Annotated in this window: 5 protein-coding genes; 1 reads left to right on the forward strand and 4 read right to left on the reverse strand. The window is 67.3% G+C overall.

Annotated features, from left to right (window positions below; genetic code table 11):
* The first annotated feature begins 298 nt into the window (after positions 1-298).
* Complete coding sequence (locus R3E98_00005) at positions 299-901, forward strand: hypothetical protein (GenBank protein ID MEZ4421760.1); 603 nt, start codon at positions 299-301, stop codon at positions 899-901.
* A gap of 72 nt (positions 902-973) precedes the next feature.
* On the opposite strand, the gene R3E98_00010 is transcribed toward R3E98_00005, so the two are convergent.
* The 4 genes from R3E98_00010 to R3E98_00025 all read right to left on the reverse strand — a co-directional run.
* On the reverse strand, positions 974-1,258 hold the full coding sequence (locus R3E98_00010) for a hypothetical protein (GenBank protein ID MEZ4421761.1): 285 nt from the start codon (positions 1,256-1,258) through the stop codon (positions 974-976).
* 148 nt (positions 1,259-1,406) lie between these two features.
* Complete coding sequence (locus R3E98_00015) at positions 1,407-1,742, reverse strand: helix-turn-helix transcriptional regulator (protein ID MEZ4421762.1); 336 nt, start codon at positions 1,740-1,742, stop codon at positions 1,407-1,409.
* A complete protein-coding gene (locus R3E98_00020; protein MEZ4421763.1) occupies positions 1,739-4,504 on the reverse strand; it encodes an ABC transporter permease in 2,766 nt (921 codons plus the stop codon). Before R3E98_00020 ends, R3E98_00015 begins: the two co-directional genes overlap by 4 nt.
* Positions 4,505-4,560: 56 nt before the next feature.
* On the reverse strand, positions 4,561-4,883 hold a 323-nt coding region (locus tag R3E98_00025), incomplete at its 5' end, for a hypothetical protein (protein MEZ4421764.1).

A 4,883-nucleotide genomic window follows, 5' to 3' on the forward strand; every position in this document is an offset into this window, starting at 1 on the left:
ACTGCGAAAGGGACGCCGGGTCGGCCAGGGGCGGCGCGCCGTACACGAACGTGTCGAACGGGTTGGCCCCCGGCAGGGCGGGATTCCGGAGCTCCCGGGCTGCCTCCGTCACGGACATGGTTCCTCCTGGGCTCGAGGCCGGTCCTGGTGCGACGACAAGGGGCCGACCCATGGAGGGGAGCGGGCATCGTTCCATGGATGCCGCGGCGCTCCTGACTCGGCAAGCGTGGTGCGTGGCGTGCCGAGATGGGCGACCCATCTCCAATGGCGCAGGGAGCGGGAGGGACCGGACAGAGCTATGTATTCCTTCGTGTCCGTCTTCGATCTTCTGTTTCTCCTCATGGCACTGGCCACGCTCGCGTCCCTAGGGGCCGCGGCCGCTTTCGCGGTCGCCGGCCGCCGGTCCAGGGCCCTCCGCATCCTCGGGATGTGGGGTCTCGGCGGGTGTGCCTATCTAGCGGTAGGCCTCGCAGTGTCGCTGGTGCGGCCCCAACGCATCCTGGGCCTCAAGGAGCCGTGGTGCTTCGACGATTGGTGCCTCACGGTCTCTGGCGTCACCACGGCATCCGAAGACACGGACCATGTGGTCACGGTCGGCCTTCGCCTCTTCAGCAGGGCGGCGGGCAGGTCAGAGCGGGCGCTCGGTGCTTGGGTGTATCTCGTCGACGAGCGCGGCCGCCGGTTTGGTCCTGAAGCCGGCGCGTCGGACATCCCGCTCGACACGTTACTCGCGCCCGGCGAGTCCTTGGTCACGTCTCGCTCGTTTCGCATTCCGAGCGGGATCCGGCCTGTTGGCTTGGTGACCGGGCATGGCGGCGGCTACTGCGGCGCGATGTCCATTCTGATCATCGGCTCGAGCGGCTGCCTCTTCGGCAAGCCGGCCATGGTGGGCCTGCCCTAGAGTTCTCTTCTCAACCCGGTTGCCCGGCAAGGCATCGTCGCTGCGCTTCCGGCGGCGATGGCACGGCTCCGCTCAGAACGCCTTGGTCTCCACGACCTCCCCGATCCGTGAACGCGGATCCGTCATCACGGTCCCCTGCACCCGACCCCAGACGACCCGCATGGCGGCGAGCAGAGCCTCGGCCTGCTCGGCGGTATCGAACTCCAGGTCGATCATCACGTAGTTGGGATCGTCGACCGGTCGCAGGACCTGGTAGCGCCGCACGCCTGACTTTTCGCGCCCGACCGGATCGCTATCGAAAGCCCTCTTCCAGCCCTCGTAGCTGGGAACCGGGTGCTCGATGCGCAGCATGTACATGGGGACTCCTGAGGGAAGTGTGTCCACCCCTGTCAAAGCCATTGTACACTGGTTCCTGGCGGACGGATCACAGGGGACCCAGGGGGCCCAGGATCCGTAACTCGATCCCAGCCGCTGCTCCGATCGCCGCCTGACGGCGCGAGATTCGCTACGCCGTCGACGGACCCGCGCCCTGGGCGAGGCTGAGCAGAGTGCGAAGCCGGGCCGACTCCGCCGCGACGACCTGTCGGCCCAACTCGGTGGCGCGGTAGTAGCGGCGCCTGGGATCCGCCTCGGCCTCCGGTGTGGGAGCTTCCTCAAGAAGGCCCTGGCGCAGCATGCGCGCGATGGTGTTGTAGAGCGATCCGGGCAGAAGAACGTCCTTCTGCCCGGTGCGCTCTTCGAACGCCTGGATGATCCCGTAGCCGTGCATGCATCCAGTGCCCAGGGTCAACAGCACTGCATACACGGGCGTGGTCAACGGCAGGAAAGCATCAACGTTCATTCACACCTCAGTGCTTCCACCGGATCGAGTTTGCTTGCTCGCATCGCCGGAATCCACGCCGCGGCCGTCGCGACGGCGAGCAGGAATAGCGTGGTGAAGAGGAGCGTGGGTACATCGGTGGGGGCGACGCCGAACAAGAGGCTGGCCAGGAGCGGTGCCGTAGCCAGCGACAACACGAGTCCCAGTGCGATCCCGCCGAGGGCCATTCGAGTCCCTTCCTTCAGGACCATGCTTCCGATGGCGCGCGCGCGCGCGCCCAATGCCAGACGAACCCCGATTTCCTGCGTGCGCCGCTGCACCGACGTGGAGATCACGCCGTACAGCCCGACCCCGGCCAGGACGAGAGCAGCCAGAGCGAAGATGCTCATCAACAAGGTCGCGAAGCGAGACCGGGCCGTGGCAGCCGCCAGGTCTTCGGACAGTCGCCGCACGTTGTAGACCGGCGTGCCGGGGTCGATGTCGGCGATGAGATCGCGCACCTGGGCCGCCGCCAGGATGGGGTCTCCCGGTCCGCGCAGCACGATGCCCGCCTCCAGGGAGCCGTATTCGTTGTAGGGAATCCAGATCAGCGGGTCGTCCGGCTCGGTGAGGCTCTCGAAGCGGATCGGTTCAACGATGCCGATGACCCGCGCCGTGGCCTGCCTTCCCTGTCCGATGTACGCCGCGATGGTGATATCGAGCGACTGACCGACGGCGTCCTGACCCGGCCAGGTCGACTCTGCGAGCCGGCGGTCGATCACGACCACGGCCTCCTTGTCGGGCCCTCCCTCTCGACGCTCGAACGACCGACCGCTCACCATCCGCGCGCCTAGCGCCTCGAAGAACCCCGGTGACGCGACGCGATACCGCGCTCGCGGCGTCGACTCGCTGCTCAGATCCGTGCCAGGCAGTCCGAAAGGTGCAGACCAGGTTCCCCCGAAGCCGGTGAAGGGCAGGGCAGGCGATAGCCCCGCGGCTGTCACACCTGGCACTTTGGCGACGCGCTCGAGCACGTCGTCGAAGAAGGCCTGCCTCCGGCCGAGCTCACGGTAGGTGAAGAAGGGAAGCGCCAACTCCAACGCGACCGCGCCTTCCGCATCGTAGCCCGGGTCCACAGCGCCCAGCTTGGCGAAGCTGCGGACCAGAAGACCGGCTCCCGTCACCAGCATCAGCGACAGCGCGAGTTCACCCACGATGACCGCGTGCCGGAGCCGGTGCGAACGGGCACCGACAGTCCGCCGGCTGGAGAGGACGGCACTGCTGCCCAGATCGCCGAGCGTTGCCAGAGGAGCGAGCCCGAAGCCGAGCGCCGCTGCGACGGTGACGGCAAGCGTGAACAGCAGTACGGTGCCGTCCAGGGACACGGCTTCGAGGCGAGGGAGGTCGGTCGGCGCCAACGACAGCAGCGTGTTGAGTCCCACGGCGGCCAGGATCAGGCCAGCGATGGTCCCCAGGCCGGCGAAAACCAGACCCTCGGTGAGGAGCGAGCGCACCATACGCCCCCGACTTACACCAAGCGCCACTCGCACCGCGAAGTCCTGCTGACGGGCCGCAGCGCGCACCAGTTGGAGGTTCGCTACGTTCAACACCGCGATGAGGAGCACCATGGCGACCGCACCGAACAACACCCACAACACCGGCCGCGCATTCGCGACCACTCCGTCGAACAGGGGCTCGACGACGACCTCGGTTCCAAACCGGGCATGGGCGGCGTGGGTCTCCACCAACGCCTCCGCCACCGTGCTCAGCTCGGCGCGCGCTTGTTCGAGCGTGGCCCCGTCCGCCAACCGGGCCAGTGCCAACCCTCCGCCTCCGGCACGGGCACCCTCGGTCATGGGAATGGGGAGGTAGCCGTAGGCATCGATGCGCGCTGGGATGCCACCGTCCGGCGGGGCGTGAACGCGGAAGCCTTCTTCCAGCACCCCGACCACATTCATGCGCGTGCCGTTGATCGTGACAACCTTGCCGATCATCTCCGGATCGGACCCGAAGCGGCCTTCCCACATCGCGTGCGACAGGAGCACGGGCATCGGAGGCGGGGCGAAGGTGGGGTCCTCCATTTGCGCGCGGGTTCGCGGCGTCCAGTCGGAGGGTTCGAGCAGTCGACCCAGCGCAGTGCCGGGCCGCAGCACATCGAAGAACCCGGGCGTGACCCATCCGATGGTGACGCGGGCGGCCCCTTGATCGTCGTTGAGGTTGGTTTCCAGCGTGCCGATGCTACCGAGCGACTCCAGCGATGGCGTCCCGGCCTGGTAGTCCAACAGGTCTGGCCCCGGGATCCCTTGCAGCTCCACAGTCGGAACGTTCCGAAAACGGTGTCGCAGGGTGAGCAGCTCTTCCGGCTGCTCGTACGGAAGTGGCCTCAGCAGCACGCCCCGTAGCACCGAGAAAACGGCCGCATTCGCGCCGATCCCGAGCGCGAGCGTGAGAATGAGCACGGTGCCGGCCATCGGTGCGCGGACCAGTCCGCGCCAAGCGACCTTCACGTCATCGAGCACGTCGCTCCACCACATCCCCCCACCTCCCGTCGTCTTGATCCCCTGCCGAACCGCCACGCCAAAGCGACCCTCCTCCCGTCTCATTATCCGCCGCATGCGCTCGGCGAGCCCCTGCCGCACCGTGTCCAAACAGACCCTCGCCACGAAACGCAGGCGTGTGACGCGGCCCTGCCGAGTCTCCAGAAGGAGGCGGAAGGTTTCGCGCATTTCGTCTTCGTGCTGTCCACGGATGTCACTGGGAAAGGCCCGCAGCAGCACGCCGAAGAGGCGCTCGGAGGTTGTCATTCAAAGAATTATAATCTTGGTAATGATTCCGTCAACCGCGAGGCCGGGGGCCAGTCTTACCCCTCCGGCTGCATCACCAACAGCTTGGCCGTGACCGAGCGAGTCCCGGACGCTGCGGTCCCCCGCACTACGAACACGTACTCGTCCACCGCGGCTGCCGCGTTCGTCTTGAGGGAGAGCTTCACGGTGGCGTCGGGGGCCACCGGTGAGGCCGGACTGAACGTGACAACCACGTCCTTCGTCAGTCCGGCGGGCACGCTCAAGGTCACCGGATCGGCGACCGAGGGGTTCAGCCGCACGAGCTCGACGTTGTAGCCGGCCGTCCCTCCGGGAGCGACCACTCGCGTCGGCGGCAGTACCCGAAACAGGAAGTCGGCCC

The organism is Gemmatimonadota bacterium, assembly GCA_041390125.1.
Lineage (GTDB): Bacteria > Gemmatimonadota > Gemmatimonadetes > Longimicrobiales > Gaopeijiaceae > JAGQIF01.

What these genes read in the sequence shown, in the direction of transcription:
- R3E98_00005 (MEZ4421760.1), top strand. Translation starts at nt 299, where the DNA reads ATGTATTCCTTCGTGTCCGTCTTCGATCTTCTGTTTCTCCTCATGGCA.
- R3E98_00010 (MEZ4421761.1), bottom strand. Translation starts at nt 1,258, where the DNA reads ATGTACATGCTGCGCATCGAGCACCCGGTTCCCAGCTACGAGGGCTGG.
- R3E98_00015 (MEZ4421762.1), bottom strand. Translation starts at nt 1,742, where the DNA reads ATGAACGTTGATGCTTTCCTGCCGTTGACCACGCCCGTGTATGCAGTG.
- R3E98_00020 (MEZ4421763.1), bottom strand. Translation starts at nt 4,504, where the DNA reads ATGACAACCTCCGAGCGCCTCTTCGGCGTGCTGCTGCGGGCCTTTCCC.